Below are 21,736 nucleotides of genomic sequence, written 5' to 3'. Positions count from 1 at the left end.
AAATAGCGTAGGCGTCCACTTCGACTCCAAGGGGATTAGCGTGATCTGAAGATCCACTTTTGTAAAGTGAACTTCTTTACAAAAGTTAGCTGAAGACACGCCCCCTGGAAAGCGAAGTGGGCAAGCCGAAGCGGGTATTATACCTATTTTCCATTTCAAAATTACCACTAAAAGGACTGGGTGGGCTTGTTCCGGTTTTTATAAATTATTTATATGTTACCTGATCGACGACACTTAACCTCTTCGTGAGTAGTAACAGTAATAAAGCAAGAACAAGGTACGGTATCAAAAAGTAAAATGCTTGATACTTTTCACTACCAATAAGTAAGTATGCTAGAGCGTCAAAAATGATCTCAGCAACATCCTTAAAAACAAAAGCTAAAGGAAATACTAATAACGTTAAGAACCCTACTTTTAAACCAAAACGGTAAAAAATACTTGCAAATAATAGACTAAGTAGAAATAGTAATATATAGATTAACGCTTCGTATAAAATGAACTCCCATTGTGAAATGTTCTCGATCATGTTCAGATCGATCCCGGTAAAGGTAAAGTTGGTAATGTTGAAAAGTTCAATAAGAGATTCGATCAATTTGATAAACAGTTGACTAATCGTAGTCATGAGTATACTGAAAAGTACGATATAGATCATTAACGATACATAGTAACTCATTCGGGTAATCCCAAATTTAATCACATTGGAAAAGGTTTCCCTGAAAAAATAAACCCCAAAAATAACAAAGAAAATCATACTAGGAAAGGTGTTAACACCCATCATTTCAATGCCACCATCTGATGAAAAAGTAATTAGTAGCATGAATAATACAAAACCTGCATAAATCAACCAAAAAATTAACAGTGTCATCCATGAAGTTTTCCAAAAGAAATATAAATTTAATTTAATTTGCTCGAGCATGTCGCTTCACCTCTTCTTTTGTTAAATAGACAAATAATTCTTGTAAGCTTGCCCGACTCACCTTTAGTCCAGCTGGATCCGTGATAGTTTCATCATATAATACGACGGTTTTTTGTCCTAGCATTGATGTTTCATGGATCACATTTTTGTTGGATGCAAATTGTTCTACTTCCTCTTTGTTACCTGATAATAAAATATGTTTATTTGCTAAATCGTCCACAGACTCATGTAGTAATAATGTACCTTCCTGTAAGATCACTACTTCTTCAAATAATTTACTTACTTCATCAATTAAATGTGTAGAAAGTATAATCAAACGTGGGTTGCGTTCATAGGATTCCAATAATAAATCATAGAATGTCGAGCGAAAGGCAGCATCTAAACCAATATAAGGCTCATCAAAAATGGTAATAGGAGAATTGCTAGCCAAACCTACGATAATACCTAATGCGGAATACATCCCTTTAGATAAGGTTTTTACTTTTTTCTTCGGTTTGAGACGGAAAACCTCTCGTAATTCTTCTGCGTATTCTTTATCCCAGTATGGGTAAAATTTTGAAGAAATTTTTAAAATGTCTTTTACGGTAAACTTATCATGGAAGTTATTGCTTTCCATGATCAAGCAAATATTTTTTGATAAGGAATAGTTATTAAATGGCGATTCTTGATTTATGAGCATTTCACCATTTGTTTGTGCAAAATGTCCTGCCAATAACCGCATTAATGTAGTTTTTCCGGCACCATTTTTACCTAATAACCCAACAATTTTATCTCCTGATAATTGAAAAGATAAATCATCAAGCGCCACTTCTTTTCGGTATTTTTTCGTTAGATGATTTGTTCTAATTTCCACGATTGTAAACCTCCTTAATCCATTTTGTTAATTGTTCTTCACTTAACTCAATTCTTGTAGCCTCTTTTAGCATTGGTTGCACATATTGATCATAAAATTGTTCTTTTCTTTTTTTGATGACGATGTCACGCGCTTTTTCTGAAACAAACATACCGACCCCTCGTTTCTTGTATATAATTTCCTGGTTTACGAGCAAGTTAATTCCCTTTGCAGCAGTTGCTGGGTTTATTTGATAATGTTTAGCAAATTCATTTGTGGAGGGTATTTTGTCACTTGCTTGTAATTCCCCTTCTACAATAGTTGTTTCGATCATTTCGGCTATTTGTTGGAAAATTGGTTGATCTTCTTTGAGTCTTTCTGTCAATTTTAGTTCACCACCTAATTGGTTAGTTACTCATGTAATTAACTATATAACAATGCGTTGAAATTTGCAAGCCCTTTTTAAAATTTTCTTGCTGATTATGGTTTCATATTTATCTATATTTCGATATACTATATTCAAACAATCAAATGATTATTTGAATGAGGTGGACCAAATGACTAAGTACAAGCAAGATGCCTGTGAAACGTATTGTTATGATCAAGCTGTTATAGATCGCGTACAACCCAAAATCGAGGAAATATCAGGTGTAGAGCTATTATTTAAAGCATTATCAGATGCTACCAGACTCAAAATAACGTATGCATTGACCCTTGAAAAGGAACTATGTGTTTGTGACGTAGCGAACATTATTGGATCGTCAACAGCAACAGCTTCTCATCATTTACGAATGTTGAGGAATATGGGGTTAGCTAAGTATCGTAAGGAAGGAAAACTGGTTTTTTATTCATTAAAAGATAGTCATGTTCGTCAAATGGTAACGATCGCAAAAACACATGCTGAAGAAGGTGTTAAAGTTGTCTGAAAAACAAGTGTATCGATTGCAAGGCCTATCTTGTACCAATTGCGCTGCAACATTTGAAAAAAACGTCCGTAAGCTAGAAGATATTGAAGATGTGGAATTGAATTTTTCCGCAGCTAAATTAACGGTCCATGGAAATACAACTATCGAAGAATTGGAACAAGCAGGTGCTTTTGACCATATCAAGGTTTATCCTGAGAAAGAACAGAAGCCTCAAATTCCCTTTTATCAAAAAAGAGAAAACCAATTAACCGCATTATCATTATTATTTGTACTGATTGGTTATGTTTTCTTTTTCCAATTAGGAGAATCGTTTTGGCTGACGATCGCAACGTTTACACTTGCTATTGCTATCGGGGGATATGATTTAATTAAGAGTGGTTTGCAGAATTTAGTAAAGTTCCAATTTGATATGAAAACATTAATGACGATAGCAGTAATCGGTGCTGCCATCATCGGGGAATGGGCAGAAGCTGCGGTAGTCGTATTCTTATTTGCTCTGAGTGAGGCGGTGGAAAGCTATTCAATGGATAAAGCAAGAAATTCAATTCAATCCTTATTGGAGCTTGCTCCTAATCGTGCAACTATTAAACGTGGAAATGAATGGATGGAAGTAGATATAGAAGATGTCGTTATTGGAGATACAATGGTCGTTAAACCTGGCGAAAAAGTAGCGATGGATGGCGAAGTAATCGAAGGATTGTCTTCGGTCAATCAAGCAGCGATCACGGGAGAGTCTGTAGCCGTAGAAAAAACAGTAGGAAGTAATGTTTTCGCAGGATCGTTCAATGAAGAAGGAGCTATGGTTGTCAGAGTAACGAAATTTAGTGATGATACAACGATTGCCAAAATTATTCACTTAGTAGAGGAAGCACAAGCAGAAAAAGCACCATCACAACAATTTGTCGATCGTTTTGCTAAATATTACACACCTTTTATTATGATATTAGCGGTACTTGTTATGGTTATTCCTCCACTTTTTTTCAACTTAAGCTGGGAGTCTTGGATTTACAATGGACTCGCCGTCTTGGTGGTGGGGTGTCCGTGTGCATTAGTCATTTCTACACCAGTTGCTATTGTTACTGCTATTGGTAATGCTGCCAGGAATGGCGTATTGATTAAAGGTGGCGCCTATTTAGAAGAATTGGCGCAAGTGGATGCGATTGCTTTTGACAAAACGGGAACCTTAACGATTGGTAAGCCAGTGGTGACAGATATTACTGCACTAAAAGGAACAGAAGAAGAAGTATTGAAAATTGCTGGAGCTTTAGAGTCCTATTCCGAACATCCGATTGCAAGAGCTATCATGAAGCGAACTCAATCGATTACATTACCAGAAGCAGAACAATTTCAATCGTATACAGGCAAAGGGGTAGAAGCGTCAATTCGTGGAACAAGATACAAACTTGGTAATCAAAAACTATTTGCGGGATTTCGTTTGCCTGATGTTTCAGGTTTGGAAACGAAGACGATCTTATATGTTGGAACGAACGATGAAATTATCGGATATATAGCAGTGGCTGATCAACCGAGAAATAATGTAGTGGATCAAATCAACAGGTTATATCAGCAAGGAATTAAACATGCGATCATGTTAACAGGTGATCATCATAGCGTAGCTAAAAACATTGCAAAAGCATTAGATTTATCGGAAGTAAAAGCAGATCTTTTTCCAGAAGAGAAATTAACTACTATTAAAGAATTAAAGAATAAATATGGAAATGTGGTGATGGTAGGAGACGGTGTTAATGATGCACCAGCGTTAGCAGAAGCAAATGTTGGCATTGCAATGGGTGGTGCAGGAACGGATGTTGCAATAGAAACAGCAGATGTCGCCTTAATGGGGGATGATCTTGCAAAAATACCAGACACCATTCAGTTAAGTAAAAAGACATTACGAATTATCAAAGAAAATATTTTCCTGGCTCTTGGCTTAAAAGTAATAGCGTTATTATTAGTGATTCCTGGTTGGTTAACGCTATGGTTAGCGATATTTGCTGATATGGGAGCGACCTTAATCGTTGTACTAAATGCTTTAAGATTGATGCAGAAGAATATGGTTTAAAAATTAAATCCAAAAGATGATTTGAATAGACTTTATGATCTTTTGAATTTCATGCGTATTAGAAGGATTATACGACATAACCAAAGTGGTAATTATGAGATTTTATAACTGTGTCACAATCGCTCCGGCTTGTCCGCTTCCCTTTCCGCGGGTTTTCACCCTAAGCTAACTTTTTAAGCAAAGTTCGCTTAAAAAGTTAGCTGAAGGAAAAACCCCATGGAAAGGGGAGTGGCCAAGCCGAAGCGGATACCACACTCATGAATCATTTCAAAATTACCGTCAGAGTTATGTCGCATAATCCTTTAATTGTGTAGTAATTCCATCATTCGTGATTGAAGTTAAGGAATTCTTTTTGTCTTAGTGTTTTTTTGAAAGTTAATTACGTCCTGAGCGAATAATGTTTTGCATCTTCTCTATATTTGGATAACTGACATCCTCATACAGTTGACATACTTTTTCTATATCATATGGCAGCCGGACATTACTGGTCTGTACTTGACCATCCGTAATGTCTACCAATACATATGATGCTTTAGCTATCCCATCAAATGGTAGACCAACACTACCTAAGTTGACGATGGTTTTTCCTTCAATAGTGCGTTGATATGCTTTATGAATGTGACCATATAAATACAGGTCTGCTTCTTCTTTTTGAGTAAGTTTTTTCAGTAGATCATTGTCTGCTACATTTGGTAAGACAACATCAAATAAGCTATCAGGGGTGGCATGAAAAGCATGGATTCTGATTCCATCTGCTTCAAAAGAAAGTTCAGAAGGCAAGTCTTCTAAATAAGCTATATGATCCTCAGTTAATTGATCCCTTGTCCATTGCTGTTCTTTTTGCATGATGTCTATCGCTTGATTCGGCACTTCGCCTTCACGAACGCCGCGTACTACCCACTGATCTGCATTGCCTTTAATGACGTCTGTAGTCAAAGAACGAATCAGATCAATTGATTTAGCTGGTTCTGGTCCCCGGTATGCAATATCACCGAGCATAACAATCCGATCTACGTGCTTTGTTTTAATATCTTCGATTACTTTTTCAAGTGCCTCGGCATTTCCGTGAATGTCTGAAAGAAATGCAATTCTCATATGAACACCTCCACTATTAATGATAAAGTATGAGACTTTTCAAAAGCAAAGATTTTGACGTTCTCTTTTCGAAAAACGTATAATATAGATATAGCATCCCCAGATTATTCACAGGTTTTCTATTTATGCTATTTGGGAATAACTCTATTAAGGAGGTTTCTAAATGTTTTCTTTTATTACAAATGAGTTGCCGTCATTTATGAAACTGGAATTAGAAAAATTGTTTCAGAAAATAAATCCATTAATCAAAAAGAATACAAAATATATGATGTTTGCCGTACCATTATTGTTTATCTCTCTTTTTAACTTAATCTTTTTCGTATTCTTTGGTGGTTTTTCCAATGGTATGTTTGCGATTGCAGTTGTTTATGCACTCATGGCAGCAGTTGGATTAGCCTTATATAAAGAATCAAAGCATATCAAAAGGAAGATAAAAGAGTTAGAAGTGGAGCACATGGTAACGAGAATTAAGAAAAGTGATGTCATTAACGATTATAAAAAGAAGGATTATATTTCCCTGATTAAATCGCAACCACGTATGGGAATTCATACTTTTATGAACTTTTTAACTGAAGAAAATGACCGTAAAAAAATGATGGAAGACTAAAACCACTGACTGCCAGTGGTTTTTTTGCTGGGAGTACTTGGTTTGGTACTAGGACACTTGGTTACCTGGTAACGACAACAAATATGTTTAACGTATTACCGAAAGAAGTCTTCTTTTTTAAGCGTCTTAAAAGTATAGAACTTAAAAGCTTTTGCTTCAAACGAAATTAAGTGGTAGCAGTTCACTTTTTTTCGGTATAATGTTACTTGGTTTAGGTGGAGGCATCGTTTAGTTCTACCTTAAAAAACCGAAAAAGAATAGGCTATAGTAAGGATGAGTGAATACTCGTCCTTCTTTTTTTACCCAAAATACAGTTGACAAGCCTTACAACTCATGAGATTATATACATATGTTCTTTATAAAGAAATTATTGTTCTTTATATTATGTTTAAATGAATAGAATGAAATGAACTGCACTTAAGTAAGAAAAGTTTAAAATCATCGTTCGTTATAATGAAAAAAAGGTGAACAAAATGAAAAAAGATGTAAATCATCCGTTTGTTTTTATTAATAAAAAAAGAATCTTTATCTTATTTAGTGTGGTAATGATGTCAGCTACAGGTTATTTACTTTATGGTCAATCCGACAAAGCTCTTTTTCAAACTTCAACTCAGCTAATGGTTGAAACGGATTCAGAGACAATGACAGCAATTGTAGCAATGATAAAAGATGACATAATTATAGAAGAGTTAATCAAGGAGTTGCAATTACCTTATTCCAAAAAAAGCTTGACTAAAAATTTCAATGTGCAAAGAGTAGATGATTCTCAAGTTATTCGTATATCCGTAGTCGATACAGAACCAGATCGAGCTGTTTTGATAGCAAACACAACAGCGAGAATTATCCGTAATGAATTAGAAATATACAATATAAGTCAGCTGATTGAAGCTAAATCACATATTAAATATCGCTAATTAATTGCTACCACTTATTTGTACATTCTAACGAATAATAATAGAGGGGGATTACACTTGGAAAGTGCGTTAAGGATATTACATGTAGTTGAAAAGATGAATCATGGCGAAATAGGGACCATGCTAATGAACGTCTATCGTAATCTAGACAGGAGTAAAGTACAATTTGATTTTTTAACCAATGCAGAAGGCGATTATGATGAAGAAATTCGCACTATGGGAGGACATCTTTACCGCATTCCTTCTATAGATGATGTAGGGATACAAGGATATAAAAAAGCTCTGAGACATTTTTTTAAAGGACACCGCTTTTATATAGTGATGCATGCACATTTAGATAAAATGAGTTCTTTCTCTCTAAAGGCTGCTAAAAGAGTTGGCATTCCAGTTAGGGTTGTTCATAGCCATAATACAGGGACGGAAAAAACAGGAAAGGAAAAATTTCTACAGAATGTGGCAGGTTCTATTATTTCTTTATATGCTACTCATTATTTTGCCTGTTCCTCTGAAGCTGCCAAATGGTTGTTCAAAACAAAAGCTAAAAATGCTGAAATTATCTATAATGCTATTGAATTAGAACGTTTTTGTTACTCGAATTCCGTAAGGGAGAAAGTAAGGCAAGAAATACATATCAGTGATAAAGAATTTCTTATTGGTCATATTGGTCCTTTTTCGCCTCAAAAAAATCATGATTACCTCATTGAATTATTTGTAGGATTCCGCAGAAGAATTCCACAAGCAAAATTGATTTTAATAGGAGATGGTCCATTACGAAAGAAAATTGAAGAAAAGATCAAACAATATCATATAGTTGACCACGTGATTTTCTTAAATGTAAAGGAAGATATCGAACGGTGGATGCAAGCGTTTGATTTATTTCTATACCCATCCCTTCATGAGGGCTTACCAATGACATTAATTGAAGCACAGAGTGCAGGTTTACCTATACTTGCTTCCGATCACATTCCAAGAGAGGTTGATTTGCGGGCTGATTTGATAGAGTTTATCCAGTTAAACAATAAACGCGAATGGTTGGAAAAAATGTACGAGTCTTATGAGAAAAAAAATCGAAATCCAGTAGATGCAGAGGTATTAATTAAGAAGGGTTACGATGTAAAGCAGGTAGCTCGTCAGACCGAACAAAAGTACTTGCAGCTTAGGGATGATGGAATATAAATATATACCTATCATGAATCGCTAACGCGTGTAATCGTCCATAATATTCTATTCAAATTTTAAATCAAAGGATACATGGACGGTTACTTTCTGATAAGTTTCGCTATCAATCAGTGGGTGTGAAAATTCCTGCGGATGTTAAATTAAGTTTAGAAGAATTTCGATAGGATTTGAGGTATTAAAAATGATAGGGACGAATATTAATCGAATTAGAAAAGCAAAAAAATTAACACTTTCTGAATTGGCAGAACGAGCAGATGTTTCTAAATCTTACTTAAGTAATATCGAAAGAAATCTAAACGACAATCCGTCTATTCAGATTGTCGAAAAAGTTGCAGAAGTACTAAATGTAGAAGTCGCAACATTATTAGGGGCAGAACATGAACCAATAATCACCAATAATGAATGGACTGAATTTATTAGAGAATTAAAGGCATTAGGAATTACCAAACCAGATATTGACGAGTATAAAGTAATATTTGAATTCATAAAATGGAAAAACAAACAGGATCAATGATAAAAAAGTTGATGGTAGTCTAACCATAGGAGAGAGAGGAGGACGATTAACTAATGAAAAAACAAAAAAGAATTTTATTTATTATCGATCCGGAAGATCCTATTTTGTCCTTTGAACATCAATTATTTATTATTAATCGTCATATGTCGAAAGATGCAAAAATTGATGTGAAACTTATGGAGAACAACACAACCTTCACAACTTTATTACCCGAAACGACTAGAGTATTACCAGCCGTTACAACTAGAGTCACGAAGGTTATAAAGGATATTTATCAAAAACAAAATTGGTTTTTCAAGGTGGAGAATCCACCAATACCTGCTCACATTCGAAAGGCTTATTATACGTATCCATCTATTGTTGAACTTTATTGGAAAAAAATCAAGCCTGATTTATTTCACCCAGATACATATTATGATAGTGCAATTAGCTTTTCATCTGGACTCACTTCCCATTATTTACGTGACAAAATCAATGCAACACAGAAGATATACTATTTTCCAACTAGACTTTTTTCTAAATCGTATCAATCTATTTTAAAAACGCTTCAAAAAAATGACCTTATCTACATAAGTTCACAGTCAATGTACAATGAAATGCTAACTAACAAGTTATTTAATGTAAAATATTATGCAGATCCATTTTATAAAGAGTCTTTAACTAAAATTAGTAAACATAATGATGATAAATTAAGCCGAGATCAACAATTGAGGATTCTATCTATGCACGGTCCAACTAGCCAACGACATATCGAGGCATTTATACACCTCTGTAAAAGATTAAAGCAAAAGGATACAAACTTCATATGGTATTTTTATGGGGATCTGAAGGGGGAACAAATAGTACGTTTATATATGAAGAAATTAAATATCGAAAGAAATATTCAGTTCATCAGGGAAGAAATGAATATACTTTTATATTTAGCAGAAATGGATATCTATGTAGAGTGGGATCAGCAATCTTCGATATATTTTGAAGCATATTTATTAAACAAACCGATAATCAATTTAAAACAAGTAATAAATCATAAAGAACAGACTTTCATGGCTGAGTTGTATTCTATATTAAAAATAGCTGATAAACTACACTTTGTTAATGAATTTAACTTCAACACACTTAAAAGAAAATATCTCGAATAAGAGATATTTTAAGTAGAAATAACGGATTATTATTTTTGATACTTTATGCCTCAAAATCATTTGCTAAATAGTATGTTATATAGGAATAGGAAACTATACAAAATCTTAGTTTAATTATTATAAAACAGAAAAAAACAAAAGAAATAGTTAATTAAAACTAAAATGTTCTTTAAAACGAATGAAAAATACGTTATAATAAAAATAGTTACCAGGAATAAACGTAATCCATTTATTGTTCACTATAAATAAAATAGGAAATGAGGAGGAACAGATGATGACAAAACATACTGTAGTAGTAGCAGAATCCCAAACACTTTTTCGTGACATGATCACTAGCTTTGTCGAAGATATGGAGGAGTTTCGTGTTATTGGTACTTTAAAAAATGGACAAGAAGTTATTAATTTTATTAAAGAAAAGGAAGTTAGGCCATATTTAGTTTTATTAGATATACATATGCCTATAATGGATGGATTTGAATGTGCGAAACAGTTAAAGGAAATATATCCTAACATTAAAGTAGTATTGCTCTCTGCTTATGATGATGAAGAATCAATTGAGACCTTATTATCTGTCGCAGCAGATGGTTATATACTTAAAAGTTCAGGTCTCGAAGAGTTTAAAAACACGTTACGTTTTATTATAGATGGGAAATTTGTTGCGCCACAAAATCTCGTTCAATCCTTTTCTGAACGATTAGAGTCATTATTGAAGATTGAAAGAGAGAGTTCGTTACATTTTATTAAAGAACATTTTAATAATCGCAAAGATTTAAATAACAGAGAGTGGCAAATTATTCAACTTATGAAAAAAGGTTGGACTAACCGGATGATAGCAGAGCAATTAGGTATTAGTGAAGGAACTGTAAAAAATTATCTATCTATTATATACAAAAAATTACAAATCAAAAATCGCGTAGAACTATTACAAATGCTTTCAGATATGACAGGGTAATTCTATTTATATTTGAAAGGACAATGAATGAATACTACTAATATTTATAAAATTGTCGCTTATTATTGAGTATCATCCTCTTACGTACCTAAAAAGATCGAAAAAAGAAATTTATTATTAAAAAAATCCAAACGATTAGAATAGCATCGTTTGGATTTTATGCGTAGTTTGCTTAGCACTCGCTACGGCTTGTCCGCTTCTCTTTCCATGGGTTTTTCTCCTCAGCTAACTTTGGTAAGTAAAGATCACTTACCAAAGTGGATCTTAGGAGAAAAATATCCCATAGGAGTAGAAGCGGACGCCTACGCTAATTTGAAATTTTACAAAGCTAGTATGAGGTAGCATTATGTCATTTCTCTCATGTGAATAATTCGTTGATTGGATTAACAGCTCGAGATGTTAGCTGTCACAATAGTTGTAGAGCAACTATATTAGCGCAGGCCGTCCACTTTCTCTCCTGTGGGAATGTTTTACCTGAAGATCCACTTTTTCGAGCGACCTTTGCTTGAAGAAGTTAGCTGAAGGAAAAACCCCACGGAAAGGGAAGTGGGCAGCCGGAGCGGATGTTTATCAGATTAAACATTCATAGTTACCACTTTAGCTAATATAAAAAAGTTATTGAGCAGTATCTTCTCCCAATTTTTCCTAAACTTTTTTTCTGTAAGAACTAGGTGATATGCCAAATTTATTTTTAAAGACGCGATGAAAGTATGAATAAGAACCAAAACCGCAGTTATGTGAAATGTTCTCTAACGTCATTGTTGTATATTTCATTTGGTTTATAGCAGCGGATATTCTGATAGTTTGAGCATATTCAATAATGGTCATGTTCACATGCTCTTTAAAAATATGTACACATCGAGAAACGCTTAGATTAGATAAGTTTGCAATATCTTGAACTTGGAAACCTTGCTTCGTTGCATTTTCTTCTATGTAACGCATCATTTTGGTTACAACGTAAGGTCGATATATCGTCGATGTTTTCTTATCTAAAGATCTTTCTAAAGAAACACACAGTGCACTTAACAAATACTTGGTAAGTTCACTATTTCTTTCTTTCTGTGGTCGACGACCTTCAATAATTAGATGGTGCCATAAATCTAAAACTGTGTCCTCTAATGGGATGTTTGTTAAAGTTGGTGCAAGATGAAAGCGATCGTCAATCCATTCACCTTCACAATACAAATGAAAATCCCCGCTTTGTTGTCCATCTTCAACATATAGTTCGTAAGTTTCTCCAGGTTTAATAATGAGTAAGTCTCCTTTTTCTACAACATGTCTTTTATCATTAACTTTAACCCGAGAACGTCCTTCCGTTTGTAGCCGAAATAAATAGGAAGCAAATCGAGACCTGTGAGAAGTATGAAACAGACTATCATGGTACGAATAGCCACAAAAATCTATTCTCATGTAATACCACCTCCTAATAAGCTATAATAATAGCAAAATAGTTCATGTTTTGATTATATCATTTATGTTAATTGAATACATCATCCTTTATTATGTTAGTTAGTTGTATTGCATATGTAAGTGCTGACAATACAAAAGGATTGAATATCTAAATTATGGATTCAACTCTTGATTCCTAAAAACTTAAGAAAATAGGATAACTAGATAAGGGAGGAAGAGCATTTTTATGAACGTTCTAATTTGGAATGAACACAGACATGAGCAACAAGACCAAGAAGTAGGCAAGATATATCCAAAAGGCATTCATGGAGCTATTAAGGAATTTTTGCAGACAGACGATATCCATGTAGAAACTGCAACACTAGATGAACCTGATCATGGGATTACAGATGAAAGACTGAATAAAACAGATGTCATGCTATGGTGGGGGCATTTAGCACACCATGAAGTGGCAGATGAAATAGTAGAAAAAGTACATCAACGAGTATTAGAGGGTATGGGTTTAATCGTACTACATTCCGGTCATTTCTCAAAAATTTTTCAGAAGCTTATGGGAACAGGCTGTGACTTAAAATGGCGTGAAGCGGATGAAAAAGAAAGAATGTGGGTCGTCAATCCATCGCATCCAATAGTAGAAGGAATAGGGGAATATATTGAAATTGAAAAAGAGGAAATGTATGGGGAGCATTTTGATATACCTGCACCAGACGAACTAGTTCTTGTAAGTTGGTTTGAAGGTGGAGAAGTATTTCGCTCTGGCTGCACGTTTCGACGAGGTCATGGGAAAATCTTTTATTTTCGTCCAGGGCATGAAGCATATCCTACCTATTATCATCAAGATGTTCAAAAGGTTATACAAAATGCTGTCCGCTGGGCTAAGCCGACGAGTAGAACATTCTCTAGTTATGGAAACGCAAAACCATTAGAAGATATTAAAGCTAAATCATAAGAGGAGCGATTAATGATGAGTAAATTAAAAGTAGCTGTTATTGGATGTGGGAGCATCGCAATTAAACGTCATTTACCAGAATATAAAGCAAATAAACATGTAGAAATTGTAGCCGTGTGTGATGTTATCGAAGAACGTGCTCAGTTAACTGGTTCAAAATATAATGCACCAGCCTATACCGATTACAAAAAAACGATAACAGAATCTGACGCAGATTTAGTAAGTGTCTGCTTACCAAATTATTTACATGCACCAGTATCTATCTTTGCAGCAGAACAAGGAAAACATGTGTTATGTGAAAAACCGATGGCAACTTCAGAAAAAGAAGCACAAGATATGATTGCTGCAAGTGAGAAAGCCGGTAAAAAATTAATGATCGCACACAACCAACGCTTTGTGCCTAGCCATGAAAAAGCAAAACAAATGATTGCTGCTGGAGAGTTAGGCAAATTGTACAGTTTCCGCACTACTTTTGGTCATGGTGGTCCAGAAGGTTGGAGTATCGATGGGAAAGATAGCTGGTTTTTCCGTAAAGAAGAGGCTTTTATAGGTGCACTAGGTGACTTGGGTGTACATAAAGCGGATATGATTCGATATATATTAGGTGAGGAATTTACAGAAGTTGCTTCCATGATCGAATCATCTGCTAAAGAAAACAGTGATGTCGATGATCAGGCAGTAACAATTTTACGTAGTCAGACTGGTATTATCGGAACGTTAACTGCTAGTTGGGCTTATAAAGGTGGAGAAGATAATTCAACTGTCATCTATGGAGAAAAGGGTAACTTGCGTCTTGAAGATGACCCGAATTACAGCTTGATTGCTAGTTTTACTGATGGATCGAAAGTAAATTATCAATTAGGACAAATTCAAACCAATGATAGTGATGGTCAAACTTCATCTGGTGTGATTGATCATTTTGTCGATAGTGTGCTTCATGATCGCAAGCCATTAATTGATGGAACAGAAGGTTATAAATCTTTAAAAATCATTCTAGCAGCTCTAGAATCAAATCAAACGAAGAAAAATGTGTCACTATAAAGTTTTAAGGGAGGTATAGAAATGAAGTTAGGCGTATTTACAGTACTATTTGCAGACAAAAACTTTGAAGAAATGCTTGATCATGTTAAGACGAGCGGTTTGGATGCAGTAGAAATCGGAACTGGAGGTTACCCAGGTGATACCCATTGTAAAATAGATGAACTTTTACATGATGCATCAAAACGAGAAGCATATGTAAAGGCAGTAGAAGACAGAGGGTTAACTATTAGTGCATTCAGCTGTCATGGTAACCCATTAACCCCAGATAAGGCATTTGCTAATGAGAGTGATGAAATCTTAAGAAAAACCATAGAATTAGCAGGCTTAACAGGGGTACCAGTTGTAAACTGTTTTTCAGGTACACCTGGGGATCAGGAAAATGCTAAAGCTCCCAACTGGCCGGTAGCGCCGTGGCCGAATGAATACGCTGAGGTACTGGATTGGCAATGGAAAGAAAAACTTGTACCTTACTGGAAAGAAATCGGTGAGTTAGCAGAGAATCATAATGTGAAGATTGGTATTGAGTTGCACGCAGGCTTTCTAGTGCATACACCATATACCATGTTAAAATTGCGTGAAGAAACGAGTCCAGCAATTGGCGCAAATCTTGATCCAAGTCATTTATGGTGGCAGGGGATTGATCCAGTTGCAGCAATCAAAATATTAGGAAAAGAAGGTGCGCTGCATCATTTTCATGCAAAGGATACCTATATTGATCAAGATAATGTTAACATGTATGGTTTAACAGATATGCAACCATACGGAAACATTCAAACAAGAGCATGGAATTTCCGTTCTGTAGGCTGTGGTCACAGTTTAGAAGAATGGTCCAATATGATAAGTGCGTTAAGAACCTATGGTTATGATTATGTCGTGAGTATTGAACATGAAGATCCAATTATGTCAATTAATGAAGGTTTTTCTAGAGCAGTAGATAATTTGAAGGCCGTAAATATTAAAGAGAGTCCAACAGAGATGTGGTGGGCATAAGAAAGGACGATGGTGATGACAAAACTTAGAGTAGGTTTAATTGGTGCAGGGGGAATTGCAACAGACGTGCATCTTCCCGCATATAAAAATGTTTCAGAACAAGTTGAAGTTGTTGCAATAGCTGATGTAGCGTATGAACGTGCTCAATTAGTAGCAAAAGAGCATGGGATTTCAGAAGCATTTGATAGTTATCAAAGTATGTTAGAAAAAGTAGATTTGGATGCAGTTAGTGTGTGTGTGCCGAATAAATTTCATAAAGAGTCAGCAATTGCAGCTTTAAATGCTGGCTGTCATGTGTTGTGTGAAAAACCTCCGGCAATGAACCAGGAGGAAGCAATCGAAATGGAAGAAGCAGCAACTAAATCAGGAAAACTATTAATGTATGGTTTTCATTATCGTTTTCAGTCTGAAACACAGGCTGCTAAACGTTTTATTGACGCAGGAGAATTTGGAGAAATATATGCTGGACGTGTGCAAGCGATCAGAAGAAGAGGTATTCCTGGATGGGGAGTATTTACAAATAAGGAATTACAAGGTGGAGGACCATTAATTGATATTGGTGTTCATATGTTAGATACAGCACTTTATCTGATGGGTTATCCAGAACCAGAGGTCGTATTAGGGCAAACACATCAACAATTAGGTACAAAAAAAGGTGTAGGCTTACTTGGTGAATGGGATTATCAAAACTATACCGTCGAGGACATGGCTGTTGGGATGATTACTTTCAAAAATGGTGCCTCCCTTGTATTGGAATCCGCGTTCGCTGCCAATGTAGAAAAACGGGATACCATGCAGGTTTCCTTAATGGGCAATAAAGGTGGCGCAGATATTTTTCCACTGAAGATGTATCAGGAAAAACATGATACATTAATCGATCTGACACCTGCCTATTTACCAGAAGTAAACGCGCACGAAACAGAGATCCATACATTTGTAAAAGATTGCGTAGAGGGTAATGTAACGGATAACTTTGCAAAGCAAGGAACCAATATCCAAAAAATCATCGATGGACTCTACCAATCCGCCCAAACAGGCAAAGCAGTTAATATATAAGACAGATCAAGTGCTTAAAACTCTTCACAGGATAATATCTGCTCTTGACGGGATAACTTCCTCTCTTCATGGGATAACATGCTTTCTTCACGGGATAACCTTGCTTATTCCGTGAAGCGATAGGTATATCCCGTGAAGACAAACGATTATCCCGTCTACAACATTACATATCCCGTGAAGCGATTTTTACTTAGCAATAATAATAATTTTTTATATAGGAGAGTGGGTTATTAATGGGAAAGATTGCGATTCAATTATATTCAGTACGTGAACATACGTCAAAAGACTTTTTAGGCACACTCCGTAAGTTAGGAGAAATGGGCTATGAAGCGGTACAGTTTGCTGGATTCTTTGATACGCCAGCAGAAGAATTAAAGCAGGTGATGGATCAAGCTGGTTTAGTTGCTGCAGGAAGTCATATGCCTTTTGCTAGTTTAACAGGCGATCAGTTGGAGTCTTCCTTAGCATACAACCGCACGATCGGGAATAATTTAATTATCTGTCCTATTTTGCCTGATGAATATCGACAAGATGAGGGTGCTTATTACCGAGCGGCCGAAGAATTAAATGAAATTGGCCGTAGGTGTAAAGAAAATGGTTTTACATTTGCGTATCATAATCATGACATGGAGTTTTTTGATTTAGGGAATGGTAAACGAGGCTTCGATATATTATTCGAAGAGACGGATCGTGAGTATGTAAAAATGGAACTAGATTGTTATTGGGCAACACATGCAGGAGTAGACCCATTACAAACGATCAAAAGCTATGATGATTTAGTAGTATCCTTACACATAAAAGACATGACCATAGAGAATGGTGAAAAAAGAAGTATTGAAATTGGAAAAGGTACGTTAGATATTAAGACATTATGGCAGACAGGTGAAAATGTAGGTGTAAACTGGTACGTAATTGAGCAAGAACAATTTGATGGGGATCCTTTAGCTAGTGCAAAAGAAAATGTAGTTAATTTAAAAGAATTGATTAAGTCTTAATAATTTCAATATTTTAATTCCCTATATCTACAACCTTAGTCAGGTTGATTCGATATAGGGTTTTTAATATGTAGGTGAGTTACGTATGAAGTTTTAATTGGAAAATTGGCTACCACAATTATAAATTTTTATAAAATTACAAAAAAAATTTATAGCTTTTATGATAACGATTAATTTATAATGTGGTATAATGAAACCGGTATCCTAAATTCATACTTATTTTAAAATTTAAAATATTGTTTAAATGGTTATGATAGCAACTTTATATGTTTAACTTTTACTATCTAGTTAAATTATTAAAAAGTTTATTCCTATTGAGGCAAAATCTAACATCAGATGAGCTAAGAACTCAAAAAAATGAAAGAATAAATAGTGAATTCCTATTTTAACGTAAAACTAGATTGCTTATTGAAGTTGAACTATCTAACGGTTAATAAAATCTAGGGTGCTAAAAGGAAATCGGTTTCTTTGTGTCTGAATATAAAAGGTAGTTATATCAGGAATTTGGACATGAACATTTATCGAAGCATACAGATTATGCTTTTCAGCAATTCTTAACTAAACTATAGATTTTTGGAGGGGTTTTAAAATGGCAATTATACAATTTCCGAAAGATATGAAATGGGGGACGGCAACAGCTTCCTACCAAATAGAAGGAGCTACAAATGAAGGTGGTCGAGGTGTGTCGATTTGGGATACATTTGCCAAGACACCTGGAAATGTTATTAACGGTGACAATGGGGATGTCGCTTGTGATAGTTACCATCGTTACGAAGAAGATGTAGAAATGATGAAAGAACTTGGAATAGATGTCTACCGCTTTTCGGTAGCATGGCCGAGAATCTTTCCAAATGGTACAGGTGAAATAAATCAAGAAGGATTGGATTATTATCATCGCTTAGTTGATAAGCTATTAGAAGCAGGCATTGAACCTATGTGTACCCTTTATCACTGGGATCTCCCACAAGCTTTACAAGATAAAGGCGGATGGAATAACCGTGAAACCATTGATGCTTTTGTAAACTATGCAGAAGTAATGTTTAAAGAATTTTCAGGTAAAATCAAACAATGGTTGACATTAAATGAACCATGGTGTATCTCTTTTCTATCGAATTTTATCGGGGTTCATGCGCCAGGCAATCAAGACTTACAATTAGCAACACAAATTTCCCACCATCTACTTGTGGCCCATGGTAAAACGGTGAAAAAATTCCGTGAATTAGGAATTGATGGACAGATCGGTTTTGCACCTAATACGACTTGGTTAGAACCATACAGTAATCGCCAGGAAGATATTGATGCATGTAATCGCGAAATCGGCTGGTATATTGAATGGTTCATGGATCCTGTTTTTAAAGGAACATATCCACAATTTTTAGTAGATTGGTTTAAGAAAAAAGGTGTGGAATTAGATATTCAAGAGGGGGATATGGAAACAATCAATCAGCCTGTTGACTTCCTCGGAATTAACTATTATACAGGACATATTGCTCGCTACAAAGAAAATGAGGGTCTGCTTGATTGGGAAATGGTTGAAATGAATTATGAGCGAACGGATATTGGTTGGCCGATATTCCCTGAAGGGTTTTATAATGTATTAATGCGAATTAAAGATAGTTACGGTGATATTCCGATCTATATTACTGAAAATGGATCCTGTTATAATGACGAACCGGAAAATGGTCGTGTAAAAGATGCAGGTCGTATTAATTATTTGCAACAACATTTAACAGCTTTAAGCCGTGCTATTTCTTCTGGTGTCAATGTAAAAGGGTATATCACTTGGTCATTAATGGATAACTTTGAATGGGCAGAAGGATATACTATGCGATTTGGAATTGTTCACGTCAACTACAGAACACTAGAACGCACGAAAAAAGATAGCTATTATTGGTTTAAACAAACGATTGATAATAATTGGTTTGAAAATTAAATTTAAAAAACAGGGTTGCGAAGACAGCCCTGTTTTTTTGTGTGGAAATATAAACTAAACAGATTTACAACATCTATGATAAAATTGGTCATTATATGATAATAAGGGGGGACGAGTGTGGATTTTAAACATCTCCAGTATTTTTTAGAAGTAACAAACACGGAAAACTTTACACAAGCAGCCGAAAATTTATATATAACACAACCTGCACTCAGTAGAATCATTAAGGCATTGGAAGATGAGTTAGGTGTTCCTCTATTTATTCGATCTCGTAAAAAAATTCAGTTGACAGATGCCGGTATGGTGCTTCGTAAGCATGCTTCAACTATTGTTAGCCAATTACATATACTCGATGATGAAATGGATCAACTCCGAACTATTAAAACAGGACATATTCGTATTGGTCTGCCAACCGTAGTAAATTCTTTCTTTTTTTCTAAATTAATTGCGGAGTTTCATGAATTATATCCTGGAGTAACGTTCCAATTGGAGGAATATGGTTCAAAAATAATCGAAGAAAAGTTGACGATTGGGGAATTAGATTGTGGCGTATCGGTATTAACAAACCAGCACCCATCTTTTGATTATTATACTTTTGTCGAAGATACGTTAAATTTAGTAGTGGCTGAAGACCATGTATTAGCAAAGAAACAAGAGATTAAAATAGAGGATCTGAAAAATGAGTCTTTTATTATGTTCAATCAAGACTTTGAATCACGAAACATTATTATTAATGCATGTAAAAAAGCGGGGTTTACACCTAAGATTGTTTCTGAAACCTCTCAAATTGATTTCTTGGAAGAAATGGTTGCTACACGTTTAGGAGTTACTTTATTGCCGAGTAGCACGAGTAAGGAACTAACCAAAAATATAAAAAGTATCCCGATTCATAATCCGGAAATCACGTGGAGCCTTGCATTCATTTGGAAAAAAGATACTTATCTTTCTCAAACAAATAAACAATTTATCAATTTTACTAAAGAAAAATTAATTAAACATAATGCAACCTAAACTTACCGAGATAAAACGGTGAGTTTTTTTGTAAGAAAAAAGATTTAACTGAATTCGTTTCCATTCATTTTTCTTATCTTAAGCATGCGATATTCGTATTGTACATCGTTTATAATTAGGGATTATAATTTATAGGTGGCAGGATTGGTAGAGAATTGGTTATTTTTTTAGGGGTGACAATATAATGGAAACAAAAAAAATGAAAGACACTAGAGTGGTACAAACAGATCAAGTGTTAATAAATGATTTAAATAATTATCATTCACTCTTTGGTGGGGTTTTAATGAAGAAGATGGATGCTTGTGCGACACTGTCAGCTAGAAGACATTCCCGTATTAAAGAATGTGTAACAGCATCTACAGATTCCGTACATTTCATTGCACCTATTCGTCAGACAGATTCTGTTTGTATCGAATCGTTTGTTACGTATTCAGGAAAAAGTTCAATGGAGATTTTTTGTAAAGTAATTGCAGAAGATTTAGAAACAGGCAACAGAAGGCATGCTGCTACTGCCTTTTTTACATTTGTAGCAATTGGGCCAGATAAAAAACCGGCACAAGTACCAAAAGTAATACCTGAGTCTAAAGAAGAAAAATATTTATATGAGACAAGCAGTGAACGAGTTAAAATTAGAGATATAAAGAGAAAACAAAGTAAAGAATTAATCTCTAATATATTATTAGATAAACCTTGGGATTAAAGGAGAGATTGTATGATTGTATCTACTAATGTTCAAGAATTACAGAATGTCCAAAAAGCAATTGAAAGATTGCAAAAAGAGCGACCAGCACAATTTCAACAATTTAAAAATATAATAGAATTGACTCGCCAATTACAATATGGCTTTCAATATTTAGGATGTTTATTAATGGATGAAAGCATTAGCGAATTTCAGCCTAAAGTCGAGGATAGTTATGTTCAATCCATTTTTCAACGGGAAGTAAATGAGCTTAAAAAAGCACATGCATTTGATCAAGTAAAAGAATTATTAGCTACGTATAAAGAAGTAAGCTACGATCACATTTGTAAAATAGTTTTATGAAAAGAGTTAGATATGTTAGTTGGACCAGTGGTAATCAGATAATCCGGGGACAGTAGAGTGAAATCCAAACGATTCGAATTGCTTCGTTTGGATTTTTAGTCATATTAGAAATGTTCACCGGTTATTTCTAAATGGATTTAACTGTTTAGCCTTCGCTCCGGATGCTTATTTGG

The 21,736-nt window shown here is 34.9% G+C and carries 22 protein-coding genes; 17 read left to right on the top strand and 5 right to left on the bottom strand.

Annotated elements, in window-relative coordinates; genetic code table 11:
- Nucleotides 1-205: 205 nt before the first annotated feature.
- From BUC25_RS12510 to BUC25_RS12500, 3 genes are read right to left on the bottom strand one after another with little or no spacing between them, the layout of a single operon-like run.
- Complete coding sequence (locus BUC25_RS12510) at nucleotides 206-916, bottom strand: hypothetical protein (protein WP_073202215.1); 711 nt, start codon at nucleotides 914-916, stop codon at nucleotides 206-208.
- The gene (locus BUC25_RS12505; protein ID WP_073202214.1) at nucleotides 900-1,769 is read right to left on the bottom strand and encodes an ABC transporter ATP-binding protein; all 870 of its coding nucleotides are present in this window, start codon (nucleotides 1,767-1,769) and stop codon (nucleotides 900-902) included. The genes BUC25_RS12510 and BUC25_RS12505 overlap by 17 nt, the downstream gene beginning before the upstream one ends.
- A complete protein-coding gene (locus BUC25_RS12500) occupies nucleotides 1,759-2,133 on the bottom strand; it encodes a GntR family transcriptional regulator (RefSeq protein ID WP_073202213.1) in 375 nt (124 codons plus the stop codon). The genes BUC25_RS12505 and BUC25_RS12500 overlap by 11 nt, the downstream gene beginning before the upstream one ends.
- 172 nt (nucleotides 2,134-2,305) lie before the next feature.
- On the opposite strand from BUC25_RS12500, the gene BUC25_RS12495 reads away from it, so the two are divergent.
- Both BUC25_RS12495 and BUC25_RS12490 read left to right on the top strand, forming a co-directional pair.
- Complete coding sequence (locus tag BUC25_RS12495; RefSeq protein WP_073202212.1) at nucleotides 2,306-2,674, top strand: ArsR/SmtB family transcription factor; 369 nt, start codon at nucleotides 2,306-2,308, stop codon at nucleotides 2,672-2,674.
- Nucleotides 2,646-4,736: a heavy metal translocating P-type ATPase gene (locus tag BUC25_RS12490; protein WP_073202211.1), complete on the top strand. Its 2,091-nt coding sequence runs from the start codon at nucleotides 2,646-2,648 to the stop codon at nucleotides 4,734-4,736. Before BUC25_RS12495 ends, BUC25_RS12490 begins: the two co-directional genes overlap by 29 nt.
- Nucleotides 4,737-5,111: 375 nt before the next feature.
- Here the strand turns inward: BUC25_RS12490 and BUC25_RS12485 are convergent, their stop codons facing one another.
- Nucleotides 5,112-5,831 carry a metallophosphoesterase family protein gene (locus tag BUC25_RS12485; RefSeq protein WP_073202210.1) on the bottom strand — a complete coding sequence of 240 codons (720 nt, stop codon included), beginning with the start codon at nucleotides 5,829-5,831 and terminating at the stop codon, nucleotides 5,112-5,114.
- Nucleotides 5,832-5,994: 163 nt separating this feature from the next.
- Between BUC25_RS12485 and BUC25_RS12480 the strand changes: the two genes are divergently transcribed.
- The 6 genes from BUC25_RS12480 to BUC25_RS12455 all read left to right on the top strand — a co-directional run bounded on the left by BUC25_RS12480 (nucleotide 5,995) and on the right by BUC25_RS12455 (nucleotide 11,136).
- Nucleotides 5,995-6,438 carry a DUF5392 family protein gene (locus BUC25_RS12480; RefSeq protein WP_073202209.1) on the top strand — a complete coding sequence of 148 codons (444 nt, stop codon included), beginning with the start codon at nucleotides 5,995-5,997 and terminating at the stop codon, nucleotides 6,436-6,438.
- 473 nt (nucleotides 6,439-6,911) lie between these two features.
- Nucleotides 6,912-7,352: a YveK family protein gene (locus BUC25_RS12475; RefSeq protein ID WP_073202208.1), complete on the top strand. Its 441-nt coding sequence runs from the start codon at nucleotides 6,912-6,914 to the stop codon at nucleotides 7,350-7,352.
- Nucleotides 7,353-7,409: 57 nt separating this feature from the next.
- Nucleotides 7,410-8,528 carry a glycosyltransferase family 1 protein gene (locus BUC25_RS12470; RefSeq protein ID WP_073202207.1) on the top strand — a complete coding sequence of 373 codons (1,119 nt, stop codon included), beginning with the start codon at nucleotides 7,410-7,412 and terminating at the stop codon, nucleotides 8,526-8,528.
- A gap of 184 nt (nucleotides 8,529-8,712) precedes the next feature.
- Entirely contained in the window at nucleotides 8,713-9,045 is a 333-nt protein-coding gene (locus BUC25_RS12465) for a helix-turn-helix domain-containing protein (protein WP_073202206.1), read from the top strand.
- 53 nt (nucleotides 9,046-9,098) lie between these two features.
- Nucleotides 9,099-10,184 (top strand): glycosyltransferase family protein, encoded by a 1,086-nt coding sequence (locus BUC25_RS12460; protein ID WP_073202205.1) that lies wholly within the window; start codon nucleotides 9,099-9,101, stop codon nucleotides 10,182-10,184.
- Between the two features lie 274 nt (nucleotides 10,185-10,458).
- Nucleotides 10,459-11,136 (top strand): response regulator, encoded by a 678-nt coding sequence (locus BUC25_RS12455; protein ID WP_073202204.1) that lies wholly within the window; start codon nucleotides 10,459-10,461, stop codon nucleotides 11,134-11,136.
- Nucleotides 11,137-11,781: 645 nt separating this feature from the next.
- On the opposite strand, the gene BUC25_RS12450 is transcribed toward BUC25_RS12455, so the two are convergent.
- Entirely contained in the window at nucleotides 11,782-12,546 is a 765-nt protein-coding gene (locus BUC25_RS12450) for a helix-turn-helix domain-containing protein (protein ID WP_073202203.1), read from the bottom strand.
- 226 nt (nucleotides 12,547-12,772) lie between these two features.
- Between BUC25_RS12450 and BUC25_RS12445 the strand changes: the two genes are divergently transcribed.
- From BUC25_RS12445 to BUC25_RS12405, 9 genes are all read left to right on the top strand, one after another.
- Nucleotides 12,773-13,495, top strand: coding sequence for a ThuA domain-containing protein (locus tag BUC25_RS12445; RefSeq protein ID WP_073202202.1), 723 nt, complete (start codon nucleotides 12,773-12,775; stop codon nucleotides 13,493-13,495).
- Nucleotides 13,496-13,510: 15 nt separating this feature from the next.
- Complete coding sequence (locus tag BUC25_RS12440; protein ID WP_073202201.1) at nucleotides 13,511-14,536, top strand: Gfo/Idh/MocA family protein; 1,026 nt, start codon at nucleotides 13,511-13,513, stop codon at nucleotides 14,534-14,536.
- A 21-nt stretch (nucleotides 14,537-14,557) separates the two neighbouring features.
- Complete coding sequence (locus BUC25_RS12435) at nucleotides 14,558-15,526, top strand: sugar phosphate isomerase/epimerase family protein (RefSeq protein ID WP_073202200.1); 969 nt, start codon at nucleotides 14,558-14,560, stop codon at nucleotides 15,524-15,526.
- A gap of 15 nt (nucleotides 15,527-15,541) precedes the next feature.
- Complete coding sequence (locus BUC25_RS12430; RefSeq protein WP_073202199.1) at nucleotides 15,542-16,582, top strand: Gfo/Idh/MocA family protein; 1,041 nt, start codon at nucleotides 15,542-15,544, stop codon at nucleotides 16,580-16,582.
- Between the two features lie 233 nt (nucleotides 16,583-16,815).
- Complete coding sequence (locus tag BUC25_RS12425) at nucleotides 16,816-17,577, top strand: sugar phosphate isomerase/epimerase family protein (RefSeq protein ID WP_073202198.1); 762 nt, start codon at nucleotides 16,816-16,818, stop codon at nucleotides 17,575-17,577.
- Nucleotides 17,578-18,166: 589 nt separating this feature from the next.
- Nucleotides 18,167-19,510 (top strand): GH1 family beta-glucosidase, encoded by a 1,344-nt coding sequence (locus BUC25_RS12420; protein WP_073202197.1) that lies wholly within the window; start codon nucleotides 18,167-18,169, stop codon nucleotides 19,508-19,510.
- Between the two features lie 117 nt (nucleotides 19,511-19,627).
- The gene (locus BUC25_RS12415; protein ID WP_073202196.1) at nucleotides 19,628-20,521 is read left to right on the top strand and encodes a LysR family transcriptional regulator; all 894 of its coding nucleotides are present in this window, start codon (nucleotides 19,628-19,630) and stop codon (nucleotides 20,519-20,521) included.
- A 184-nt stretch (nucleotides 20,522-20,705) separates the two neighbouring features.
- Nucleotides 20,706-21,221: an acyl-CoA thioesterase gene (locus BUC25_RS12410; protein ID WP_073202195.1), complete on the top strand. Its 516-nt coding sequence runs from the start codon at nucleotides 20,706-20,708 to the stop codon at nucleotides 21,219-21,221.
- A gap of 12 nt (nucleotides 21,222-21,233) precedes the next feature.
- Nucleotides 21,234-21,563, top strand: a complete 330-nt coding sequence (locus tag BUC25_RS12405) for a hypothetical protein (protein WP_073202194.1) — start codon at nucleotides 21,234-21,236, stop codon at nucleotides 21,561-21,563.
- Nucleotides 21,564-21,736 lie beyond the last annotated feature (173 nt).

This window comes from Gracilibacillus kekensis (assembly GCF_900143085.1).
Taxonomy (GTDB): Bacteria; Bacillota; Bacilli; order Bacillales; family Amphibacillaceae; genus Gracilibacillus; species Gracilibacillus kekensis.
Note: the sequence above shows the minus strand (reverse complement) of the source record. Positions and strands in the feature narration are given on the sequence as shown.